Genomic DNA, 21,341 nt, shown 5'->3' with positions numbered 1-21,341 from the left:
CGTCGCGGATTGGCGGGGTGTCGTTCGGAAAGCGCACTCCGTCGTTCCCGCGCAGGCGGGAACCCAGGAATCGCGGACGAGCCGGCGGTGCACCCCTGAGTCCCCGCCTGCGCGGGGACGACGTCCACTATGCTCAGGATTCCCCGCCGATTCGCGAATAGCCCTTTCTTTGCCGCAGCGGCAGAGGCTTTCAGCCGCCGCCGCCGCTCCCCACATTCATGGGCACGGACGACCGCCTTTGCACGGGAGCCTGCATCCATGTCCGAGACCCTCGACACGCGCCGCGCCCTGACCGTCGGCACCGTCACCTGGGACTATCACAGCATCGAGGCGGCCGGGCTGGGGGATCTGTCCCGGCTGCCGGTGTCGCTGAAGGTGCTGCTGGAGAATTTGCTGCGGCACCTGGACGGGCGCAGCGTTACCGCCGCCGACGTCCGCGCCATGGCCGGCTGGCTGGAGGATCGCGGCCGGGCCGGGCGCGAGATCGCCTTCCGTCCCGCCCGGGTGCTGATGCAGGATTTCACCGGGGTGCCGGCGGTGGTCGATCTGGCCGCCATGCGCGACGCGGTGGCGGCGCTGGGGGGCGATCCGGCGCGGGTCAACCCGTTGTCGCCGGTGGATCTGGTCATCGACCATTCGGTCACGGTGGATGTCTGGGGCACCCCCGACGCCCTGGCCCGCAACATGGAGACCGAGTTCCGCCGCAACGCCGAGCGCTACGCCTTCCTGAAATGGGGCCAGACCGCCTTCGACAATTTCCGGGTGGTGCCGCCGGGCACCGGCATCTGCCACCAGGTCAATTGCGAGTACCTGGCCCGGGTGGTGTGGAGCAAGGACGGCCTCGCGTACCCCGACACCCTGGTCGGCACCGATTCCCACACCACCATGGTCAATGGCCTGGGCGTGCTGGGCTGGGGGGTGGGCGGCATCGAGGCCGAGGCGGCCATGCTGGGCCAGCCCATCTCCATGCTGATTCCCGAGGTGGTGGGCTTCCGCCTGACCGGGGCGCTGAAGGAGGGGGTGACCGCCACCGATCTGGTGCTGACCGTGACCCAGATGCTGCGGGCCAAGGGGGTGGTCGGCAAGTTCGTGGAATTCTGCGGACCGGGACTGGATGCCATGGCGCTGCCCGACCGCCTGACCATCGCCAACATGGCGCCCGAATACGGGGCCACCTGCGGTTTCTTCCCCATCGACGCCGAGACCGTGCGCTACCTCACCTTCACCGGCCGCGATGCGGATCAGGTGGGGCTGGTCGAGGCCTATGCCAAGGCGCAGGGCCTGTGGCGCGAGCCGGGCTCGCCCGAGCCGCTGTTCTCGGACCTGCTGGAGCTGGTGCTGGACGAGGTCGAGCCGTCGCTGGCCGGGCCGAAGCGGCCGCAGGACCGGGTGGCGCTGAAGGATGCCCGGGCCGGTTTCGCCGCCGCCTTGCCGGCCTTGAGCCCGGACGCCGACATCACCCGCAAGGTGCCGCTATCCGACGGGCGCGGCGCCATCGGCCACGGCGACGTGGTGATCGCCGCCATCACGTCGTGCACCAACACCTCCAATCCCGGCGTCATGATGGCTGCCGGCCTGCTGGCCGAGAAGGCGGTGGCGCGGGGGCTGTCCTCCAGGCCGTGGGTCAAGACCTCGCTGGCCCCGGGCAGCCAGGTGGTGCCCGACTACCTGCGCGCCGCCGGCCTGCTGGAGCCGCTGGAGAAGCTCGGCTTCGCCATCGCCGGCTTCGGCTGCACCACCTGCATCGGCAATTCCGGGCCGCTCGACCCGCCGGTGGCCGAGGCCGTCGACAGCGAGGGCCTGGTGGTGGCGGCGGTGCTGTCGGGCAACCGCAATTTCGAAGGCCGCATCAGCCCCCACGTCAAGGCCAACTACCTGGCCTCGCCGCCGCTGGTGGTGGCCTACGCCATCGCCGGCACCATGAACGTCGATCTCTCCTCCGAGCCGCTGGGGGCGGGCTCGGACGGCCGGGCGGTGTTCCTCAAGGACATCTGGCCCACCGGCGCCGAGATCCAGGCCGCCATCGCCCGCCACCTGTCGCCCGACAGCTACCGCACCCGCTATGCCCAGGTGTTCGAGGGCACCGGGGAATGGCGGGCGGTACCGGTGGCCGGCGGGCGCACCTACGGGTGGGACCCGCGCTCGACCTATATCCGCCGGCCGCCCTATTTCGACGGCATGACGCGCGAAGTGCCCGCCGCCGCCGGCGACATCAGCGGGGCGCGGCCGCTGGCCATCCTGGGCGATTCCATCACCACCGACCACATCAGCCCGGCGGGCACCATCAAGGCCTCGACGCCGGCCGGGCGCTGGCTGATCGAGCACGGGGTGAGCCCGGGCGAGTTCAATTCCTACGGCGCCCGGCGCGGCCACGACGCGGTGATGACCCGCGGCACCTTCGCCAATGTGCGGCTGAGGAACGAGATGGTGCCGGGCATCGAGGGCGGCGCCACCCGCTTCAAGGGCGAGGGCGATGTCATCGCCATCCACGATGCCGGCCTGCTCTATGGCGACCACGGCACTCCGCTGGTGGTGGTGGCGGGCAAGGAATACGGCACCGGCTCGTCCCGCGACTGGGCGGCCAAGGGCACCGCCCTGCTGGGGGTCAAGGCGGTGATCGCCGAAAGCTATGAGCGCATCCACCGCTCCAACCTGGTCGGCATGGGGGTGCTGCCGCTGCAATTCCCCGCCGGCACCGACCGCAAGACCCTGGGCCTGGACGGCACCGAGAGCTTCGACATCACCGGCCTGGCCGCCGGCCTCCGCCCCGGCATGACGGTGACGGTGACGGTGCGCCACCGCGACGGCGCCACCATCGCCTTCGACGCCCTGTGCCGCATCGACACCCTGGACGAGATCGACTATTTCCGCCACGGCGGCATCCTGCACTGCGTGCTGCGGGGGCTGATCGGATGATTGCGGCGCACCCTTCGAGACGAGCGCTTCGCGCTCTCCTCAGGGTGAGGAGCCTCATGCTGAGGAGGCCGCCGCAGGCGGCCGTCTCGAAGCATGTTCAGCGCTGCGCCGGGACGTCCATCCACGGCGGCAGGGCGCCTTCGTAAACCAGTTCGTCGATGGTCTGGCGCAGCAGGGCGCGGCCGACCCGGCTGGAATTGGCCGCCAGCATCATGCCGAGATAGGGTTCCAGCAGATCGTGGATGCCGACCCGCTCGACCACTTCGCCGGGCAGGCGCTTGCGCGGCGGGGCGACGCGGTTGACGTGCTCCAGCGCCAGTTCCTGCACCGCCGCCTTCAGCAGGGTCTCGGCGGTGTTGCGCTCCAGCGCCCGCTGGTAGCTTTCCGATTCGCGCTCGGCCCGCGCCCATTCGGGACCCGAGCCGCGCTCGACGGCGACGCCGTCCATGGTGTCGATCTGGGCGCTGACCTTGGCCGCCATGCGCGCCGCCGACAATTCCTCCTCGGGCGTGGCGCCGTTGGCCACGGTGCGCGCCATCAGTGCGCGCAACCGGTGCAGCAGACGCTCGCGCACCGCGGCACCGACCGCTCCGGGCGGGCTCACCGGCGGCTCCGGCGCGGGGGAAGGCGTTGAAATCGTTTTGTCATGAACCGCAGTGTAGCCCTGCCGCCGTGCGCTGTCGACGCGCACGTATCGCGCGTCCGACTACGGCAGGGGATGACTCCGGCGCAATCTGTGCTTAAAGTTGCTCCAGGTCGGTCACGGGGAAGAGCCATGGAGAAGGGACGGGTCCTCGAACGCAAGGTGTTCTACGCCGGACAGAAGGTCTTCAACGAAGGCGAAGCGGGCGATCGCGCCTACCTGATCCAGGAGGGCACCGTCGAGATCACCAAGCACGGCCTGACGCTGGCGACCCTGGGCAAGGGCGAGCTGTTCGGTGAGATGGCGCTGGTGGACGATCAGCCGCGCATGGCCTCGGCCAAGGCGCAGACCGATCTGTCGGTGGTCATCATCAGCCGCGACGCCTTCCGCGAGAAGCTGTCCAAGGCCGATCCGTTCATCCGCGGCCTGATCAACATCTTCGTGCGCAACATCCGCAACCTGACCCGCTGAGGCTGGCGGTGCCCGAGCTGGCCGGACGGTTCGCCGCCGAGTTTCCGCGCCATAGCCGCGAGCAGCTGTTCGCGCTGGCCGACGACATCGAAAGCTATCCGGCCTTCATCCCGTGGTGCCGCAGCGCCCGCGTGGTGTCGCAAGCCGGGGCGGAGCGGGCGGTCGACAACCATTTCGGCGCCGGGCCGGTGGACTTAAGCTTCCGCACCCGCGCCATCGCCGCACCGCCGGACAGCCTGGAGATCGCCTCCGAGGACGGCCCCTTCCGCCGCTTCCACCTGGTCTGGCGCTTCCTCGACCGCGCCGGCGGCGGCTGCCGGGTCGAGGCGGAATACCGCCTGGCCTTCCGCTCGCCCATGCTGCAGGCGCTGGCGCGGCTGGCGGTGCACGAGGCCGAGCGGCGCATCGTCGCCCGCTTCCGCGACCGCGCCGCCGCCCTCTACGGCTGGACCTGACCGGGCTTCCCGGTTACAACTCGGCGGCAACCCAGCCGCCCCTGCACGAGGTCCCGCATGTCCGCCCCCGAAGACGAGAAGCCCACGCCCGAGGCCGCCGACGCCCCGCTGCGCGAGACCTCCACCACCTTCCGTCCGGTCGCCCCGGGGATGGAGCGGCACGTCAACGTCTACCATCCGGTGCTCGACCACGGCTTCATCGCGGTCAAGGACTACATGGGCGACGATCTGTCGATCCTGCAGATGGCGCGCATGAGCTACGGCAAGGGCACCAAGGGCCTGAACGACGACCGCGCCCTGCTGCGCTACCTGATGCGCCATCTCCACACCAGCCCGTTCGAGGGCTGCGTCATCAAGCTGCACGTCAAGCTGCCCATCTTCGTCATGCGCCAGTGGGTGCGGCACCGCACCGCCTCCCTGAACGAATATTCGGCGCGCTATTCCATCATGCCCGACGAGTTCTATCTGCCCGAGCCGTCGCAGCTGGCGGTGCAATCCAGCGACAACAAGCAGGGCCGCGGCGAGACCTTGACGCCGGAACGCGCCGCCCGGGTGCTGGAGATGATGAAGCGCGACGCCCTGGCCAATTTCGCCAGCTACCACACCTTGCTGAACGCCGACGAGAACGGCGACGCCATCGACCCGGAGGGCGACGGCATCGCCCGCGAGCTGGCGCGCATCGGCCTGCCGCTGTCCACCTATACCCAGATGTACTGGCAGACCAACCTGCACAATCTGATGCACTTCCTGCGCCTGCGCGCCGACCGCCACGCCCAGTACGAGATCCGCATCTACGCCGAGAAGATCCTGGAGCTGCTGGAGCAGTGGGTGCCGGTCACCGCCGAGGCCTTCCGCGACTATCAGCTCGAGTCGGCGCGGCTGTCGCGCATGGAGCTGGGGCTGCTCAAGGACATGCTGGCCGGCAAGGCCGGCCTGGCCGATGCCGGCGGCTACGGCCTGACCAAGCGGGAAGCCCGGGAATTCGCCGAAAGGTTCGGGCTGTAGGAAGCCCGGCGGAAGGACTGGCGGCGGCCGATACCGCCGATCTCCGGTGACGGCGAAAAAATTATCGCCCGAAAAAATTATCGCCGCGGCCGGGCGCGGCCGATGCCCTTCTGGCGCATGCTGTTGAGCAGCTCGGATTCCACATAGCGGCCCTGGAACAGGGTGATGCCCATGCTCTGGCCGAACTCGATGGCGGTGGGGGTGTCGCAGCGCGACAGGATGATGCGGGTGACGCCGATGCGCTTGAGCACCTCGGCGGTCTGGTCGGGCTGCCGGGTCAGGACGTCGTCCCAGATCAGCTTGATCAGGTCGGCCCCCAGCCGCTCGCGATCGACGTAGCGCAGCATGGCGTAGTTGAGGCCGTCGACGCAGATGCGGTAGCCGCGGTCGTGGGCGAAGTCGCGGGCGAACATGTAGGCGCTGAGGTCGCCGAAGATGTCGACCTTCTGCAGTTCCAGCACGATGGTGCCGCGCATGGCCGCCTTGACGTTGTCGTCGAAGGTGAGGAATTCCGGCGACAGGATGGTCGAGACGTTGAGGTTGATGCTGATGTCGCCTTCCAGGGTGCGGTCGTCGTGCTTGTTCAGCAGCGACAGCACGCGCTTGTCCAGGGTCTCGGTCAGCTCCTGGAACAGCCACGGGCTGGAATTGAGGTTGACGTTGGGGATCAGCGCCTGGCGCAGGTCGGAGATGGAGATGAACAGCTCGTGGAACACCGGCTGCGGCGAGGCCTTGCCCACCACCGCGCACACCGCCTGGCGGCGCATCAGGTTGGACAGGTCGGCCTGGCCCAGATTGGCCTCCATCTTGGCCAGCAGCTCCGGCGTGAACGGCATGCCCTTGGGCTTGTCGGCAGCGCGCTGGGCGGCGGTCGCCTTTTCCATCTCGGCACGGCGGCGCGCCTGTTCCTCGGCCAGCAGTTTTTGCGCCAGCGCCACCAGCACGTCGTATTCGCGATCAAGGTCGTACCAGGTGCAGAACGGCCGCTCGCCGGTCTCCTCGTCGAGGATCAGGGGGTCGTCGGAGAACAGGAAGCGCAGCTTGACGATGGCCGATTCCAGCTCGTCCTGGGCCTGCGCCTTGTAGACGATCATCATGTCGCCGCTGGCCAGGTTGAACACCTGGGCCTGCAGCATCTTGACCAGGTTCTCGAAGGTGCCGTGGGCGATGCGCATGTGCTGCTCGCGCCGGTTCTGCACCAACAGGCTGGAGATGTGGAGGTGCACCGCGCGGCGCTCGGAGCGGTGGCGCTCGAGACGCTGCAGGTAGTCCAGCAGCAGGTTCTCCTGGCTGGTCACCCGGTTCTGTTCGGCGGGAGGCGGTACCATTGCGGCGTCCCCCGTCAGAAGGCCTTGAGGGTGGGGAAAAGGTCGAGCATGTCGTTGTCGCCGCATTCGGCGCGCGGACGGCCCGAGATCACCGCATGGCGCTGGTTGCATTGGGCCAGGGTGCAGGCGGCCGATTTCGGGCACTGGTTCATGGTCACCGCCGCCACGACGGTGTCGAGGAAGCGGCCCTGGAAGTGGCGCACACCCTGGTTTAGGCCCCAGACCACGGCGTTCTCGTTGTCGCAATGGCCGAGGATGACGCGGTCGAACCCCACCGGTGCCAGCGTCTCGGCGGTATCGGCGGCGATCTGCTCGTCGCCCATCTCCTCGCTCCACAGCAGCTTGACGAAGTCGGTCTCGTAAAGCTCGGCGTCGATGAATTCCAGGGTGGTGGCGGTCATGCTGTCCAGGACCGATTTGTGCCCGTGGTTGCGCAGCCAGTCGCGCGCCCGGATGAAGCGGTCGGGGTCGTTGAAGATGTCGATCAGCTGGAATTCCACCAGCAGCTTCGAGCGCCCGGCCAGCGAGGCGGCGAACTCCTTGAACGCGGGGGTTTCCACCGTCGCCATGTTGAGGTTCAGCGAGAACGCCGCCGGCATCTTGCGGAAGCCGGCCTGCTGCAGCGCCGCCAGGATGCGCTGGTCGAGGATCTGCGACAGGTGCTGGAACAGCCAGCGATTGCCGGTGATATCGACGTCGGGGGCCACCGCCCGGCGCAGATCGCCCAGCGAGATGTAGAATTCCTGGAAGTCGGTCTCGGCGTGGTTCTTGTCGGTGAAGCGCACGCAGGCCTGGCGGCGGATGATGGCGGCGATGTCGATGGTGCCGAGCCGGGACATGACGCCGACCAGGCCGCTGGCCTCCAGCGGCTTGATCGGCACCTGCTTGCGGCGGTCGGCGATGCGCTGCTTGGCCTCTTCCACCAGCCGCGCGCTGACCGCGACGAAGTCTTCGTATTCGCTTTCCAGGTCGAAATAGCTGACGAAGCGATCGACTCCGGTCTCGGCCTCGGAATAGGTCAGCGGGTCCTTGGCGAACAGGGCGCGCAGCTTGTCGACGATGACGTCGAGGTCGGCGACGCGGGCGTCCTTGCACACCAGGATCATGTCGTTGTTGGTGAGCAGGAACAGCTGGCCATGGAAGTTGTCGACCATGGTCTCGAACATGCGGAAGGCGATGCGGATGCGCGAATCGTCGCGGTTGCGCGCCCGCAGGCGCGACAGATGCAGGTGGACGGCGATACGGCCCTCGCGAATGCGCCCGATGCGCTCCAGCGCGTCGTAGAGCATGCGCTCCGGCGTCACGATTTCCTGAGGCTGTCCGCCGAACGCCGTCGCGTTCATTCCGTCCCCGATCCTGCCGTTCCCGTACCCGGCGAGCTAACCCCTTGCGCGGGCATTGTGCCGGCCCGCCGAAACGGGCACAGTCCGTTGGACAAAATACATCGCAGCGGTTAACGAGCCTACAACGAAATGCACACCGCCCCCTCGCCCGCGGTCGCAGACGGAACAAGGGTTTACGCCGTGGGCGACATCCACGGGCGGCGCGATCTGCTGGACCGGCTGCTGGCGCAGGTCGAGGAGGACGCCGCCCGCCCGCCGCGGCCGCCGCGGCTGGTGATGGTGTTCCTGGGCGATTACGTCGATCGCGGGCCGGATTCGCGGGCGGTGGTCGAGCGGCTGATGGCCGGCCCGCCGTCGTCCGGCCCCCTGGCCGGGGCGGAATGGATCTGCCTCAAGGGCAACCACGAGGAATGCATGGTGCGCTTCCTCGACGATGCCGGGGTGGCGCGGGGCTGGCTGTGGAACGGCGGCCGCGCCACCGTGACCTCCTATGTCGGCACGGTGCCGGACGATCTGGAATGGGACATCCCGGCGCTGCAGATGCTGCTGGGCCGCGCCCTGCCGCCGGCCCAGCTCAGGTTCCTCGCCCGGCTGCCGCTGCTGCACGTCGAGGGAGACTACGCCTTCGCCCATGCCGGCATCCGCCCCGGCGTGGCCCTGGCCGACCAGAACCCCGACGATTTGATGTGGATCCGCGATTCCTTCCTGTTCGACCCGTCGCCGCTGGAGAAGGTGGTGGTGCACGGCCACACCATCGCGCCGCTGCCCGAGCTGCGCCCCAACCGCATCGGCATCGACACCGGCGCCTATGCCTCGGGGGTGCTGACCGCGGTGGTGCTCGAGGGAAGCGAGCGCCGCTTCCTGTCGACGTAGGAACAAACAGACCTTGCAACCCGCTTGCCCATGCGATAGCTGACCCGGGAACGTGACAGGGACGCCGCCATGACCGAACTTTCCCAGCTGGTGGAGCGGGTGGAACGCCTGAAGGGCACTGCCGTGCTGTGCGTCGGCGACGCCATGCTCGACCGCTTCGTCTACGGCGCCGTCGATCGCGTCTCGCCCGAGGCGCCGATCCCGGTGCTGCGGGTCGAACGCGACGCCGCCATGCTGGGCGGTGCCGGCAACGTGGTGCGCAACCTGGTCGCCCTGGGGGCGCGGCCGACCTTCGTGGCGGTAGTGGGCGACGACGATGCCGGCCGCGAGATCGGCCGCCTGCTGGGCGAGCACGCCGCCATCGACCCCTGCCTGGTGGTCGAGGCGGGGCGTCAGACCACCATCAAGACCCGCTTCATCGCCTCGTCGCAGCAGCTGCTGCGCTCGGACCGCGAGACCCGCGCGCCGCTGGCCCAGAGCAGCCGCGCCGCCCTTGCCGCCCGCGCCGCCGAGGCGGTCGCCGCCTGCACCGCTTTGGTGCTGTCCGATTACGGCAAGGGGGTGCTGGAGCCCCCCGCCGCGGCCGAGCTGATCGCCAAGGCCCGGGCCGCCGGCAAGCCGGTGGTGGTCGACCCCAAGGGCGGCGATTACAGCCGCTACCGCGGCGCCACCGTGCTCACCCCCAACCGCAAGGAACTGGCCGAGGCCACCGGCATGGCGGTGGATTCGGACGAGGCCATCGTCGCCGCCTGCCGCCGCCTGATCGCCGCATGCGGCATCGACGCGGTGCTGGCCACCCGCAGCCAGGACGGCATGACCCTGGTCGCCGCCGACGGCACGGTGCACCACCTGCCGGCCGAGGCGCGCGAGGTGTTCGACGTCTCGGGCGCCGGCGACACCGTGGTCGCCACCCTGGCCGCCGCCATCGGCTCGGGCGCCTCGCTGCTGGAGGGGGCGCAGATCGCCAACGTCGCCGCCGGCATCGTGGTCGGCAAGGTCGGCACCGCGGTGGCCTATGCCGACGAGGTGGTGGCGGCGCTGCACCATGACGAGCTGGCCCTGGGCGAGGCCAAGGTGCTGGCCCGCGACGCCGCCGCCGAGATGGTGGCGCGCTGGCGCGCCAAGGGCCTCAAGGTCGGTTTCACCAACGGCTGCTTCGATCTGCTGCATCCCGGCCACGTCTCGCTGCTGGCCCAGTCCCGCGCCGCCTGCGACCGGCTGGTGGTCGGCCTCAATTCCGACGCCTCGGTGGGGCGGCTGAAGGGACCGACCCGGCCGGTGCAGTCGGAAGCGGCGCGCGCCACCGTGCTGGCCTCGCTGGCCACGGTCGATCTGGTGGTGATCTTCGGCGAGGATACGCCGCTGGAGCTGATCCGCCGGCTGAAGCCCGACATCCTGGTCAAGGGCGCCGACTACACCGTCGAGACGGTGGTCGGCGCCGCCGAGGTCATGAGCTGGGGCGGCGCGGTGGTGCTGGCCAACCTTGTGGAAGGCCAGAGCACCACCAATACCATCCGGAAGATGAACAAGGGCTGAGGCGCGCCATGGCCGGCTACGACCACCTGACCCAGCTGGGATCCAAGGCCGCCCTTCCCGCCTCGCCCGACGAGGCGGTGCTGGAGGCGGTGCCCAACCCCCATCCCGGCACCACCTATCTGGTCCGCTTCGCGGCGCCGGAATTCACCTCGCTGTGCCCGCTGACCGGCCAGCCCGACTTCGCCCATCTGGTCATCGACTACGTCCCCGACGCGCTGCTGGTGGAATCCAAGTCGCTGAAGCTGTTCCTGGGCAGCTTCCGCAACCACGGCGCCTTCCACGAAGCCTGCACGCTGGAGGTGGGCAAGCGCCTGGTCGATGCCATCGCCCCCCTGTGGCTGCGCATCGGCGGCTACTGGTATCCCCGGGGCGGCATCCCCATCGACGTGTTCTGGCAGACCGGACCCCCGCCCGAGGGCCTGTGGCTGCCCGACCAGGGGGTGCCATCCTATCGCGGGCGGGGATAGGGCGGTGCCCGACGGGCACCGGTCGCACCCCATCAAGGACGCCATCCGCGCCCGCGCGCTGGAGCTGGGGTTCGATGCCGTCGGCTTCGCCGCCGCCGACGGAAACTGGGGCGCCGCGCTGGAGGAATTCGTCGCCCAGGGGCGCCATGGCGGCATGGCCTGGATGGCGGAGCGCATGGCCCAGCGGGCCAGTCCCGGCGGCCTGTGGCCCGAGGTGCGCACGGTCGTCGTGCTGGGCAGCAATTACGGCCCGCACGGCGATCCGCTGGCGCCGCTGGCCCGGCCCGAATGCGGCAGCATCAGCGTCTATGCCCGCGGCAAGGACTACCACGACGTGGTCAAGAAGCGCCTCAAGGCGCTGGGGCGCTGGATGGCCGACAGTTTCGGCCACGACCTCAAGGTCTTCGTCGATACCGCCCCGGTGATGGAGAAGCCGCTGGCCGGGCGGGCCGGGCTGGGCTGGCAGGGCCGCCATACCAACCTGGTGTCGCGCGACTTCGGCAGCTGGCTGTTCCTGGCCGAGATCTACACCACCCTGGCGCTGCCGCCCGACCCGCCCGGGGACGACCATTGCGGCAGCTGCCGGGCCTGCGTTCCCGCCTGCCCCACCGGGGCCATCGAACCGGGCGCCACTGAAACCGGCGGGCGGATCGATGCGCGCCGCTGCATCAGCTACCTCACCATCGAGCACGCCGGCCCGATCCCGGTGGAGCTGCGTCCGGCCTTGGGCAACCGCATCTACGGCTGCGACGACTGCCTGGCCGCCTGTCCCTGGAACAAGTTCGCCCGCCCGACCGCCGAGGCCGACTTCCTGGCCCGCGCCGAACTGGCCGCCCCGCGCCTGGCCGACCTTGCCGACCTGGACGAAGCAGGCTTCCGCGAGGTCTTCGCCGGTTCGCCGGTCAAGCGCATCGGCCACGAGCGGCTGCTGCGCAACGTCCTGGTCGCCATCGGCAATTCCGGCCGGCCGGAGCTGGCGCCGGTTGCCGCCGCCCGTCTCGGCGACGCCTCTGCCACCATACGCGATGCCGCTTCCTGGGCCTGTTCCCGCATCGGTAATACCAACGCGAACAGCCGGGATTACCAAGCATCCTCAGGTAGATAAGCCCCAAAACGACGAAGAGGCGGCCATGGCCACCTCCTCGTCAAAGGGCTTCCCGCCCGGAAGGGATCCACCGCTACAGGTCGGCCGCCAAGGCCCGCGCCAGCTGCGACAGTGCTTCCTGGTGCTTCTCGTTCTGGATGCTCGAGAAGTTGCGCGCCAGTTCCAGGCACATGCGCTGGCGGGTGGTGAGGTCGGGAACCCGCTGGGTGTCCAGGCCCTCGAAGAAATAGCTGACCGGAACGCCCAGCACCTGGGCGATCTCGTACAGGCGGCCGGCGGAGATCCGGTTGATGCCGCGCTCGTACTTGTGGGCCTGCTGATAGGTGACGCCGATGAGGTCGGCCATCTGCTGCTGCGACAGGCCCAACATGATGCGGCGTTCGCGGATGCGAGCCCCGACATGCCGGTCAGTGTCGTTGGCACGATTGGTCGGGCGCGCCGCTCTTGCCTCTTGCTGTGGTGTCATCGCTCTCGACTGAAGTTTGGGGTCGTCGTAGTGGCGGGTGTCGTCCGGTGTATCCGGCATGGCTACCTAATCCCTGTCCTAGTCTAACTTTGACGCCTAGGCAACCCACTTGAAAGTCGTACATGCGTTCTGTTCGGAACATTTGTCGCCGACAATAAACCGCTTTTTTTTATTTTGTTGAAATCAGCGCCGACGCTGCGCAACCGGTGCGCTATGCCTTATGTCCATAGCGGCCTTGCGACCGGAACGACCGCGGATTGCCTGGAGGCATGGGGCCTCCCACGCTGCGATATATGATCGCACGGTCGCGGTAGTACCAGTGTGGATATCCGAAATCGGAAGGATAGGTCAGACCGTGAGGTCGAGAATCCGACCCGATGCCAATCTGGGGAATGACGGCGAAAGTATATCCATGCCGGGTTGGGTGTCCGGCTGCGCCGTCGGCCTGGCGGCCCGGCCATAGGCCCGCGCGCCGTTCAGCACCGCCGACGCCTCGAGTCCGGCGGAAGCGGTGTCCTGAGTGAACAGCTTGGCGACGAAGGCGGTGAAGGCGCCCACCAGGCCGGGGCCGCGCCGGCCCGACACCGGCATGTCGGGGAAAGGCCGGCCGGGCTGGATCTGGTCGCGGAAGGATTCGGCTTCGGGCTTGGCCGGGGCCTTGCGTGCCGCCTGTCCGCCATCCTCGACCTCGAAGCGCGGGCGGGCGGGGTCGATGGGGCGCACCGGCACCGCCACGACTGCCGCCGCGGCCCGGGCCTGGGCGCCCGCCGCGCGAACTTCAACCGGTGCCGATAACAGATCGCCCAAGGCCTTCCCCATGCGACAGGAGAGGAACGGACCAGTCTAGGCCCGCTTTGCCCGGAATCGCAATGGGAGCAAATTCGCCGGCCGCTACTTCTTCTTCGACAGGCCTTCGATCTGGCTCTGCAGTTGGTCGATCTTGGCCTGCAGGTCCTCGAGCCGGGGTTCCTCGGCCGGCTGGCCGGACCAGACGGCGCCGGTGTCGCCCTGGGGATAGAAGGGGGCGAACATCTTGAGGGCGCTTTCGAAGAAGGCGGCGTTCTGCTTGCTCACCTCCTCGAACGGCTTGAACGGGAACAGGCCGTCCAGGGCGTTCTGCATGTACTGGCGCATCTGCTGTTCGTTGCGCGAGAACGCCGACATGGAATATTCCAGGTAGCGCGGCACCAGGCCGCCCAGGCTGTCGCCGTAGAAGCCGATGAGCTGGCGCAGGAAGCTGATGGGCAGCAAATTCTGCCCGCCCTTGGATTCCTCTTCCACGATGATCTGGGTCAGCACCGAGCGGGTGATGTCCTCGCCCGTCTTGGCGTCGTAGACCACGAAGTCCGCCCCCTCCTTGACCATCTGCGCGAGGTGGTCCAGGGTGACGTAGCTGGAGGTCGCCGTGTTGTAGAGGCGGCGGTTGGCGTATTTCTTGATCGTGATTGGCGCTTGGGCGGTAATCTGGGCGTCGGACATGCGGCTGTCGCTTCCAATCGGGGATCGTGCCTGGATGCTCTCAGAGTTTTCCCAATCGCCGCGATTGGCAAGCGATTTTTCTCTGCGGCGCAACAAGGTGGCGCCCGGGCCGTCTGGTCAACGCGGCGCCGCCGGTCTATACTGCCGCCATGTCTGAAGCGCCGCCGGATCTGAAGGCGCTGGCGCGCCGCTATCTCGACCTCTGGCAGGAGCAGGTGGCCGCCATGGCCAACGATCCGGCCCTGGCGGAAGCGCTGGCCCGCAGCATCGCCCTGATCGCCCAGGGGCCGGCGGCGTTCGTCCAGGTGGCGCAAACCGGCATGTCCAGCCCAGCGAGCGAGGCGAGAACACCCGATGCCGCATCGCCGAAGCGCCCCTTCCCCGCTTCGACCGGGTCCCCGGCCGTTGCCGCTGCACCTGATGACCCATGCCTCGATGCTGCTGGGCTCGCGCGCCGCCTTGCCGCTGTTGAGGACCGGCTCGCTGCCCTGGAATCCCGCCTTGGCGAAGGCGGCGGAAAGCCTGAGGGCGGGCCTCGCCGGCGCCGGGCCGGACGAGTGGACTGAGTTCGACAAGGCGATCGAAGCCGAGGGCGTGGCCCGTCACCAGGCGGTGCTGGACGGCATCGAGCTGTACCGCCGCCATCCCTATCGCCGCGCCCTGCCGCCGCCGGCCGTGCTGTGGCGCCAAGGCACCACCTCGGTGCTGGATTTCCGCGCCGGCCCGGAGCCGGGCTCCGGCGGCCTCCCGGTGCTGGTGATCCCGTCGCTGATCAACCGCTCCTACATCCTCGACCTCACCGCCCGGCGCAGCCTGCTGCGCTATCTGGCGGCGCACGGCTTCGCGCCGTTCCTGGTGGACTGGGACGCCCCCGGCGCCGAGGAGACGGGGTTCGACCTCACCGACTACATCGCCGGCCGGTTGTGTGCCGCCCTCGATGCGGTGGTGGCCGCCACCGGCGGGACGGTGGCTTTGGTCGGCTATTGCATGGGCGGCGACCTCGCCTTGGCGCTGGCGCAGCTGCGCCCCGATGCGGTGTCGGCGCTGGCGCTGCTGGCCACCCCCTGGGACTTCCACGCCAGCCGCGAGGCGCACGGCGCGCTGATGCGGGCGCTGGCGGGACCGCTGGGGCGGGTGATCGCCCAGGTGGGCAATGTGCCCGTGGACATGCTGCAATCCATGTTCGCCGCCCTCGACCCCACCCTCAACGGCCGCAAGTTCGCCGCCTTCGCCCGCCTGCCGCAACGGCGCGCCAAGGCCCGCGACTTCGTGGCGCTGGAAGACTGGGCCAATGACGGCGTGGCGCTGGCCGGCCCGGTGGCGCACGAATGCCTGTTCGGCTGGTACGGCGACAACACCCCCGCCCGCGGCGGCTGGCGGGTGGCCGGGCGGGTGGTCTCGCCCGCCGCCATCCGCTGCCCGACCCTGGCCATCATTCCCGAGCGCGACCGCATCGTCCCCCCCGATTCGGCGTTGCCGCTGGCCGCCGCCATTCCCGGCTGCCGCCTGGTGACGGTGAAGGGCGGCCATGTCGGCATGCTGCTGTCGTCGCGGGCGAAGACCGAGGTCTACGGCCCGCTGGCGAAATGGCTAGTCCGTTCGGCACTGCACAACACGGGTTGCGCCACCCCGCGCCCTCGTACTAAGAGACTTGCGGTTATTTCTAGTTCGGATGGCCGCAACGACCGGGGCAAAGACTCTAAAAGGAGAACCCTTCCATGACCGACATCGTCATCGCTTCCGCCTGCCGGACCCCCGTGGGGTCGTTCAGCGGCTCGCTTTCGGGCTATCAGGCCGCCGATCTGGGCGGCATCGTCATCGCCGAGGCGCTGAAGCGCGCCGGAGTTGCCGCCACCGACGTCACCGACGTCGTCATGGGGCACATCCTGAGCGCCGGCAACGGCATGAACACCGCCCGCCAGGCGGCGCTGAAGGCCGGCCTGCCCATCGAATCCACCGCCATGACCATCAACCAGGTGTGCGGCTCGGGCCTGCGCGCCGTGGCGCTGGGCATGCAGTCCATCCTGGCCGGTGACGCCAGCGTGGTGGTGGCCGGCGGTCACGAGAGCATGACCAACTCGCAGCATGCCGGCTTCCTGCGGTCGGGCGTCAAGATGGGGCCCATGGGCTTCGTCGACACCATGATCAATGACGGCCTGACCGACGTCTTCAACGCCTACCACATGGGTGTGACCGCCGAGAACGTCGCCAAGGAATTCCAGATCACCCGCGAGATGCAGGACGAGTTCGCCGTCGCCAGCCAGAACAAGGCCGAGGCGGCGGTCAAGTCCGGCCGCTTCAAGGACGAGATCGTCCCGGTCAAGATCGTGGTGAAGAAGGAAGAGAAGCTGTTCGACGTGGACGAGTTCGTCCGCATGGGCGCCACCCTGGATGCCCTGGCCAAGCTGCGCCCCGCCTTCGACAAGGCCGGCACGGTGACCGCCGGCAACGCCTCGGGCATCAATGACGGCGCCGCCGCGGTGGTGCTGATGACCAAGGCCGAGGCCGACAAGCGCGGCATCAAGCCGCTGGCCACCATCAAGAGCTGGGCCACCGCCGGCGTCGATCCCAAGATCATGGGCGTCGGCCCGGTCCCGGCCTCGAAGAAGGCGCTCGAGAAGGCGGGCTGGAGCCACGACCAGCTCGACCTGATCGAGGCCAACGAGGCCTTCGCCGCCCAGGCCATCGCCGTCAACAAGGGCATGGGCTGGGACACCGCCAAGGTCAACGTCAACGGCGGCGCCATCGCCATCGGCCATCCCATCGGCGCCTCGGGCTGCCGGGTGTTCGTCACCCTGCTGCACGAGATGATCAAGCGCGACGCGAAGAAGGGTCTCGCCACCCTGTGCATCGGCGGCGGCATGGGCATCGCCCTCTGCGTCGAGCGTTGATAGGATAACTCACTGTTCGGAGGAGCCGCCCGCCCGCCCGGCGGCTCCTCCGGTGTGGCTCGGGTGGAAACAATGCCGGCGCACAAACAAGGCCGGCCAATCACAATCAAAGGAGAATCCCATGGGGCGTGTAGCAGTCGTTACCGGTGGCACCCGCGGCATCGGCCGCCAGATTTCCGTCACCCTGAAGGAGCACGGCTACCGGGTGGCCGCCAATTATTTCGGCAATGTCGAGGCGGCCCGCCTGTTCACCGACGAGACCGGCATCCCGACCTATCGCTGGGACGTCTCGAACTACGCCGAGTGCGAGGCGGCGGTGCACAAGATCACCCACGATCTGGGTCCGGTCGAGATCCTGGTCAACAATGCCGGCATCACCCGTGACGCCACCATGCACCGCATGACCTACGAGATGTGGGAAGAGGTGATCCACACCAACCTGACCAGCTGCTTCAACATGGCCCGGCTGGTGATCGAGTCCATGCGCGAGCGCGGCTTCGGCCGCATCGTCAACATCGGCTCCATCAACGGCCAGGCCGGCCAGTACGGCCAGGTCAACTACGCCGCCGCCAAGTCGGGCATCCACGGCTTCACCAAGGCCCTGGCCCAGGAAGGCGCGGCCAAGAACATCACCGTCAACGCCATCGCCCCGGGCTATGTCGATACCGACATGGTGCGCGCGGTGCCGCCGGCGGTGCTCGAGAAGATCATCGCCAAGATCCCGGTGGGCCGCCTGGGCCGCGCCGAGGACATCGCCCGCGGCGTGATGTTCCTGATCGACGACAAGGCCGATTTCATCACCGGCTCGACCATGTCCATCAACGGCGGCCAGCACATGTACTGAGCCTGAAACTCCGTCACCCCCGGGCCTGCCCCGGGGGTCCACGGCGACCGCTCCGCCGGTGGCCGCATGGATGGCCGGGTCAAGCCCACGGCTGTCCGGTTTAGTTCTCGGCTGGCCAATGCCCCCTCGCCCGCCTGCGGGACCTTTGCGAAATCCGGGCCGGGGACGCCTAATCCTTCGAGACAGCCCTGCGGGCTTCCTCAGGATGAGGCTTAATACGTTGAAATCATTAAAGCCCTCATCCTGAGGAGACCGCGCCAGCGGTCGTCTCGACGAGGGCGTCCTCGGGCATAGTTTCGCAAAGGTCCCGCAGGCGGGTGAGGGTAATCTGTCTGCTTCGGCCAACATCACCCTGGACGCGGCCGTCACCAAAGGCTCCAGAAGGCAGTCCGAAAATTAAACCGGACAGCCGTGGGTCAAGCCCGGCCATGACGGCAGGGGCGTCGCGCGCTTTCGCTTGCTCCGGCCGCCGGCTGTGGTATGAAGCCCCCATGCATATCCTGGAATTCGAAAAGCCGATCGCAGAGCTCGAAGGCAAGATCGAGGAACTGCGTCATCTCGCCGACGGTGGTGATGTCAACATCGCCGACGAGGTCGGCCGGCTGCAGGCCAAGGTCGACAAGCTCATGCGCGCGACCTACGGCAAGCTCACCCCGTGGCAGAAGACCCAGGTCGCCCGCCACCCCGACCGCCCGCACGCACTGGATTACATCGGCGCGCTGTTCGAGGACTTCACGCCGCTGGCCGGCGACCGCTGCTTCGGCGAGGACAAGGCCATCATCGGCGGCCTGGGCCGTTTCCGCGGCCATTCGGTGATGGTGCTGGGCCAGGAAAAGGGCCGCGACACCGAAAGCCGCCTGAAGCACAATTTCGGCATGGCCAAGCCCGAGGGCTACCGCAAGGCGCGCCGCCTGATGGAAATGGCCGACCATTTCCAGGTCCCGGTCATCACCCTGGTCGACACCGCCGGCGCCTATCCCGGCGTCGATGCCGAGGAGCGCGGCCAGGCCGAGGCCATCGCGCGTTCCATCGAGACCTGCCTGGACGTGCGCGTGCCGCTGGTGTCGGTGGTCATCGGCGAGGGCGGCTCGGGCGGCGCCATCGCGCTGGCCGCCGCCAATTCCATCCTGATGCTCGAGCATTCCATCTATTCGGTGATCAGCCCCGAGGGTTGCGCCTCGATCCTGTGGCGGTCGGGCGAGAATGCCCAGGACGCCGCCGAGGCGCTGAAGCTGACCGCCCAGGACCTGCTGAAGCTGGGAATCATCGACGAGGTGGTGCCCGAACCGCTGGGCGGCGCCCACCGCAACCCCGACCTCACCATGCGGACCCTGGCCACCGCCATCGACGGCGCGCTCACGGCGATGGGCGGGGTCGAGGGCGGCGTGCTGCGGGCGCGGCGGCGCGAGAAGTTCCTCGACATGGGCCGCGCCGGGCTGGGCTGACGTCTTCCCCCGCCGCCCCCCGAGGGTGTAAATAGGCCGTCTTGTCCGCGCAGGTTCCCGCCCGATGTCCACCGCCGCCCCCGAACTCGCCGTCGTCGTTCCGGTCAAGAACGAGGCCGGCAACATCGTGCCCCTGCTGGACGAGATCCACGCCGCCCTCGACGGCAAGGCCGAGTTCGAGGTGATCTACGTCGATGACGGCTCCGACGACGCCACCCCCATGGTGCTGGCCGAGGCGCGGCTGCGCTTCCCCCGCCTGCGCGTGCTGCGGCACCGCTTCTCCTGCGGCCAGAGCCAGGCCATCGCCACCGCGGTGAAGGCGGCCCGGGCGCCGCTGATCGCCATGCTGGACGGCGACGGCCAGAACGACCCGGCCGACATCCCCAACATGCTGGCGCGCTGGCGCCAGGCGCCGGTGGAGGAGAGGGCCAAGCTGCTGATCGCCGGCTGGCGCGCCAACCGCAAGGACACCGCCTCGAAGCGGTGGGCGTCCAAGGCGGCCAACGCCATCCGCGCCTGGGCGTTGAAGGACGCCACCCCCGACACCGGCTGCGGCTCCAAGCTGTTCCCGCGCGACCTGTTCCTGGATTTCCCGCGCTTCGACCACATGCATCGCTACCTGCCCGCCCTGACCATCCGGGCCGGCGGCGCCGTGGTCTCGGTCAAGGTCAACCACCGCCCGCGCGGGACCGGCCGCTCCAACTACAGCAACCTGCGCCGCGCCCTGGTCGGTGTTCCCGACCTCTTGGGGGTGATGTGGCTGATGCGGCGCTCGCGCAATCCGGTGGTCGAGCCGGCCAAGTGACCGCGTCGCCCGCCGACCAACCTGGCCCCGACCGCTCCAGCCTGTGGCGCCCGCGCGTGCTGGTGCGCGGCATCGTCCTGATCCTGACCCTGGCGGCCATCGGCCTGCTGTTCGAGGGCATGGGGCTGAAGCACCTGCTGGAGGAAGGCTGGATCGACCAGCACGTGCGCGGCCAGGGCGTGACCGGCGAGGCGCTGTTCGTGCTGGTCGGCGCCCTGTTCACCGCCGTCGGCCTGCCGCGCCAGGTGGTGTCGTTCCTGGCCGGCTATGCCTTCGGTTTCGTCACCGGCGCCCTGCTGGCCCTGCTGGCGACGGTGATCGGCGCCGTCGGCGTCTTCCACTACGCCCGCTTCATGGGCCGCTCGTTCCTGGCCCGCAAGTTCCCTGACCGGGTGCGCAAGCTGGATTCCTTCCTGGCCGGCAACACCCTGGGCATGGCCCTGGTGCTGCGCCTGGCCCCGTTCACCCACAATCTGACCACCAACCTGGTGGCCGGCGTCTCGGGGGTGCGGCCGCTGCCGTTCTTCGCCGGCTCGGCCATCGGCTACCTGCCGCAGACGGTGGTGTTCGCCCTGCTGGGCGGCGGCATCGAGCTGAAGCCGGTGGTCACCACCGGGCTGTCGGTGGCCCTGTTCGTCGCCTCCACCGTGCTGGGCCTGTGGCTGTGGCGGCGCTACCGCCAGGACCGTGACGACGAGGGCGGGCCGGGAGAGGGCGGGCCATGAGGGCATCCATCCTGCTGCTGGCGCTGCTGGCCACCGCCTGCGAGACCGCCGGTCCGGCCGCGCCGCCGCCGCCGGTGCCGGTCGAGCGCCCGCGCGCCGTCTCCAATCGCGATGATGTCGTCCGCGCCACTGTGCTCCGCCGCATCGCCGAGCTGGACCGCGCCGCCTTCCGCGCCGTCACCGCCGAGGTGTGGGGCGGCCGCGTGCTGCTGCTGGGGGCGGTGGTCAAGCCCGAGCAGCGCCGCCGCGCCGAACAGGCGGCCCGCGCCGTCGAGGGCGCCGCCGAAGTGCTGAACGAGGTGGTGCTGGCCGAGGAAAGCCGGCTCGACTCCTATCGCCCCGATCCGGCGCGCGAGGAGGCGGTGCGCCGCCAGCTCGGGCTGGAAGGCAAGGCCGGCACCGTGGTGCGGGTGGTGAACGGAATCGCCTTCCTGCTGGGCGGCGTCGCCCGGCGCGAGGATGCCGAGTCCATGAAGGCCGATGCCGGCGATGTCGAGGGCGTCAAATGGGTGGTGGCGCACCTGAAGCCATCGGCGCCGTAGCC

22 protein-coding genes are annotated in these 21,341 nt (G+C 69.0%); 16 read left to right on the top strand and 6 right to left on the bottom strand.

The features are described 5' to 3' along the window. The first annotated feature begins 258 nt into the window (after positions 1 to 258). Positions 259 to 2,916 (top strand): aconitate hydratase AcnA, encoded by a 2,658-nt coding sequence (gene acnA / locus MTBUT4_RS16765; protein ID WP_173980846.1) that lies wholly within the window; start codon positions 259 to 261, stop codon positions 2,914 to 2,916. Positions 2,917 to 3,013: 97 nt separating this feature from the next. Here acnA and MTBUT4_RS16760 read toward each other — a convergent pair whose 3' ends face one another. Next, on the bottom strand, positions 3,014 to 3,520 hold the full coding sequence (locus tag MTBUT4_RS16760) for a hypothetical protein (RefSeq protein WP_173980845.1): 507 nt from the start codon (positions 3,518 to 3,520) through the stop codon (positions 3,014 to 3,016). Between the two features lie 171 nt (positions 3,521 to 3,691). Here MTBUT4_RS16760 and MTBUT4_RS16755 point away from each other — a divergent pair, with 171 nt between their 5' ends. The 3 genes from MTBUT4_RS16755 to thyX are packed head-to-tail and all read left to right on the top strand — an operon-like array spanning position 3,692 to position 5,490. Then, a complete protein-coding gene (locus tag MTBUT4_RS16755) occupies positions 3,692 to 4,030 on the top strand; it encodes a cyclic nucleotide-binding domain-containing protein (RefSeq protein WP_173980844.1) in 339 nt (112 codons plus the stop codon). Between the two features lie 8 nt (positions 4,031 to 4,038). After that, positions 4,039 to 4,485, top strand: coding sequence for a type II toxin-antitoxin system RatA family toxin (locus tag MTBUT4_RS16750; protein ID WP_173980843.1), 447 nt, complete (start codon positions 4,039 to 4,041; stop codon positions 4,483 to 4,485). Positions 4,486 to 4,542: 57 nt separating this feature from the next. Next, a complete protein-coding gene (gene thyX / locus MTBUT4_RS16745) occupies positions 4,543 to 5,490 on the top strand; it encodes an FAD-dependent thymidylate synthase (RefSeq protein WP_173980842.1) in 948 nt (315 codons plus the stop codon). A 77-nt stretch (positions 5,491 to 5,567) separates the two neighbouring features. On the opposite strand, the gene MTBUT4_RS16740 is transcribed toward thyX, so the two are convergent. Next, positions 5,568 to 6,818: a hypothetical protein gene (locus tag MTBUT4_RS16740; RefSeq protein ID WP_173980841.1), complete on the bottom strand. Its 1,251-nt coding sequence runs from the start codon at positions 6,816 to 6,818 to the stop codon at positions 5,568 to 5,570. Positions 6,819 to 6,832: 14 nt separating this feature from the next. Next, positions 6,833 to 8,122, bottom strand: a complete 1,290-nt coding sequence (locus MTBUT4_RS16735; RefSeq protein WP_254434901.1) for a hypothetical protein — start codon at positions 8,120 to 8,122, stop codon at positions 6,833 to 6,835. A gap of 219 nt (positions 8,123 to 8,341) precedes the next feature. Here MTBUT4_RS16735 and MTBUT4_RS16730 point away from each other — a divergent pair, with 219 nt between their 5' ends. The 4 genes from MTBUT4_RS16730 to queG all read left to right on the top strand — a co-directional run bounded on the left by MTBUT4_RS16730 (position 8,342) and on the right by queG (position 12,142). Next, on the top strand, positions 8,342 to 9,034 hold the full coding sequence (locus MTBUT4_RS16730; protein ID WP_254434900.1) for a metallophosphoesterase family protein: 693 nt from the start codon (positions 8,342 to 8,344) through the stop codon (positions 9,032 to 9,034). Positions 9,035 to 9,103: 69 nt separating this feature from the next. Continuing rightward, the gene (rfaE1, locus tag MTBUT4_RS16725) at positions 9,104 to 10,570 is read left to right on the top strand and encodes a D-glycero-beta-D-manno-heptose-7-phosphate kinase (RefSeq protein ID WP_173980838.1); all 1,467 of its coding nucleotides are present in this window, start codon (positions 9,104 to 9,106) and stop codon (positions 10,568 to 10,570) included. 8 nt (positions 10,571 to 10,578) lie between these two features. Next, positions 10,579 to 11,037, top strand: coding sequence for a preQ(1) synthase (queF, locus tag MTBUT4_RS16720; protein ID WP_173980837.1), 459 nt, complete (start codon positions 10,579 to 10,581; stop codon positions 11,035 to 11,037). 4 nt (positions 11,038 to 11,041) lie between these two features. Further along, the gene (gene queG / locus MTBUT4_RS16715; RefSeq protein ID WP_173980836.1) at positions 11,042 to 12,142 is read left to right on the top strand and encodes a tRNA epoxyqueuosine(34) reductase QueG; all 1,101 of its coding nucleotides are present in this window, start codon (positions 11,042 to 11,044) and stop codon (positions 12,140 to 12,142) included. Positions 12,143 to 12,215: 73 nt separating this feature from the next. On the opposite strand, the gene MTBUT4_RS16710 is transcribed toward queG, so the two are convergent. From MTBUT4_RS16710 to phaR, 3 genes are all read right to left on the bottom strand, one after another. Then, positions 12,216 to 12,608, bottom strand: a complete 393-nt coding sequence (locus tag MTBUT4_RS16710) for a helix-turn-helix domain-containing protein (RefSeq protein ID WP_173980949.1) — start codon at positions 12,606 to 12,608, stop codon at positions 12,216 to 12,218. Positions 12,609 to 12,956: 348 nt separating this feature from the next. Continuing rightward, positions 12,957 to 13,415 (bottom strand): hypothetical protein, encoded by a 459-nt coding sequence (locus MTBUT4_RS16705; RefSeq protein ID WP_173980835.1) that lies wholly within the window; start codon positions 13,413 to 13,415, stop codon positions 12,957 to 12,959. 84 nt (positions 13,416 to 13,499) lie between these two features. Further along, positions 13,500 to 14,087 carry a polyhydroxyalkanoate synthesis repressor PhaR gene (phaR, locus tag MTBUT4_RS16700; protein WP_173980834.1) on the bottom strand — a complete coding sequence of 196 codons (588 nt, stop codon included), beginning with the start codon at positions 14,085 to 14,087 and terminating at the stop codon, positions 13,500 to 13,502. A gap of 149 nt (positions 14,088 to 14,236) precedes the next feature. Here phaR and MTBUT4_RS19630 point away from each other — a divergent pair, with 149 nt between their 5' ends. The 8 genes from MTBUT4_RS19630 (at position 14,237) to MTBUT4_RS16665 (ending at position 21,339) form a co-directional block, all read left to right on the top strand. Beyond that, positions 14,237 to 14,653 carry a hypothetical protein gene (locus tag MTBUT4_RS19630; RefSeq protein ID WP_254434899.1) on the top strand — a complete coding sequence of 139 codons (417 nt, stop codon included), beginning with the start codon at positions 14,237 to 14,239 and terminating at the stop codon, positions 14,651 to 14,653. Further along, positions 14,547 to 15,809 (top strand): alpha/beta fold hydrolase, encoded by a 1,263-nt coding sequence (locus tag MTBUT4_RS16695; protein WP_371738085.1) that lies wholly within the window; start codon positions 14,547 to 14,549, stop codon positions 15,807 to 15,809. Before MTBUT4_RS19630 ends, MTBUT4_RS16695 begins: the two co-directional genes overlap by 107 nt. Continuing rightward, positions 15,806 to 16,978: an acetyl-CoA C-acetyltransferase gene (locus MTBUT4_RS16690; protein WP_173980832.1), complete on the top strand. Its 1,173-nt coding sequence runs from the start codon at positions 15,806 to 15,808 to the stop codon at positions 16,976 to 16,978. Before MTBUT4_RS16695 ends, MTBUT4_RS16690 begins: the two co-directional genes overlap by 4 nt. Before the next feature lie 121 nt (positions 16,979 to 17,099). After that, positions 17,100 to 17,822 (top strand): acetoacetyl-CoA reductase, encoded by a 723-nt coding sequence (gene phbB / locus MTBUT4_RS16685; RefSeq protein ID WP_173980831.1) that lies wholly within the window; start codon positions 17,100 to 17,102, stop codon positions 17,820 to 17,822. Between the two features lie 491 nt (positions 17,823 to 18,313). Continuing rightward, complete coding sequence (locus MTBUT4_RS16680; protein WP_173980830.1) at positions 18,314 to 19,267, top strand: acetyl-CoA carboxylase carboxyltransferase subunit alpha; 954 nt, start codon at positions 18,314 to 18,316, stop codon at positions 19,265 to 19,267. Positions 19,268 to 19,331: 64 nt separating this feature from the next. Continuing rightward, a complete protein-coding gene (locus MTBUT4_RS16675) occupies positions 19,332 to 20,072 on the top strand; it encodes a glycosyltransferase family 2 protein (protein ID WP_173980829.1) in 741 nt (246 codons plus the stop codon). Then, positions 20,069 to 20,797: a TVP38/TMEM64 family protein gene (locus MTBUT4_RS16670; RefSeq protein WP_173980828.1), complete on the top strand. Its 729-nt coding sequence runs from the start codon at positions 20,069 to 20,071 to the stop codon at positions 20,795 to 20,797. Before MTBUT4_RS16675 ends, MTBUT4_RS16670 begins: the two co-directional genes overlap by 4 nt. Continuing rightward, a complete protein-coding gene (locus tag MTBUT4_RS16665) occupies positions 20,794 to 21,339 on the top strand; it encodes a BON domain-containing protein (protein ID WP_173980827.1) in 546 nt (181 codons plus the stop codon). Before MTBUT4_RS16670 ends, MTBUT4_RS16665 begins: the two co-directional genes overlap by 4 nt. Positions 21,340 to 21,341 lie beyond the last annotated feature (2 nt).

Origin of the sequence: Magnetospirillum sp. UT-4, from assembly GCF_902729435.1 — a bacterium.
Taxonomy (GTDB): domain Bacteria; phylum Pseudomonadota; class Alphaproteobacteria; order Rhodospirillales; family Magnetospirillaceae; genus Magnetospirillum.
This window is presented reverse-complemented; position numbering and strand designations above follow the sequence as displayed.